Here is a 516-nt window from a genome sequence, read left to right as displayed (position 1 = left end):
GCGGTCGGCGTCGGTGCCGGGCACGTTGTGGAAGAGCTTGGGTTTCCAGCTCCGGCGCCTGGGGTCGGGATCCTCGTTGTCGAGGTCGAAGGTCGGCACCAGCACCGCCTTCGGCAGATCGCCGAGCGTCGCCTCGCCGAACCACTCGCGGGCGATGCGCCGAAGGCCGCGGTTCGAGTACTCCGCGCCCGCGAGCCGGCCGAGGTCGCGCAGATCGTCGAGCCAGGAGTCGTCGAAGACCTCCCGCGCCCGCCGCAGGTAGAGCTCGCGCAGGGTGGCGAGCGGGATGCCGCGGGCCAGCGCGAGCGCGATGAGCGCCCCGGTCGAGGTGCCGGCGAGAAGGTCGGCCCGGGCGACCAGCCCGGGAGGCGGGAGCGCGGCCTCGAGGCGCTCGAGCAGGATCACGGTCAGCAGGCCGCGCACGCCGCCGCCGTCGAGCGCCAGGATCCGGTACATCGCGCGAGCCTCCCCGCCCCGCGGCGGCCAGTTCTCCTCGGCCGCATGATCGCCGATCCG

1 protein-coding gene is annotated in these 516 nt (G+C 74.6%); it reads right to left on the bottom strand.

All coding sequences use genetic code 11. The features are described 5' to 3' along the window. Positions 1-456 (bottom strand): patatin-like phospholipase family protein (locus NZ773_16365; GenBank protein ID MCS6803498.1); only part of this gene is annotated, 456 nt, incomplete at its 3' end. Between the last annotated feature and the right edge of the window lie 60 nt (positions 457-516).

This window comes from Dehalococcoidia bacterium (assembly GCA_025054935.1).
In the GTDB taxonomy this organism is placed as follows: domain Bacteria; phylum Chloroflexota; class Dehalococcoidia; order SpSt-223; family SpSt-223; genus JANWZD01.
Note: the sequence above shows the minus strand (reverse complement) of the source record. Positions and strands in the feature narration are given on the sequence as shown.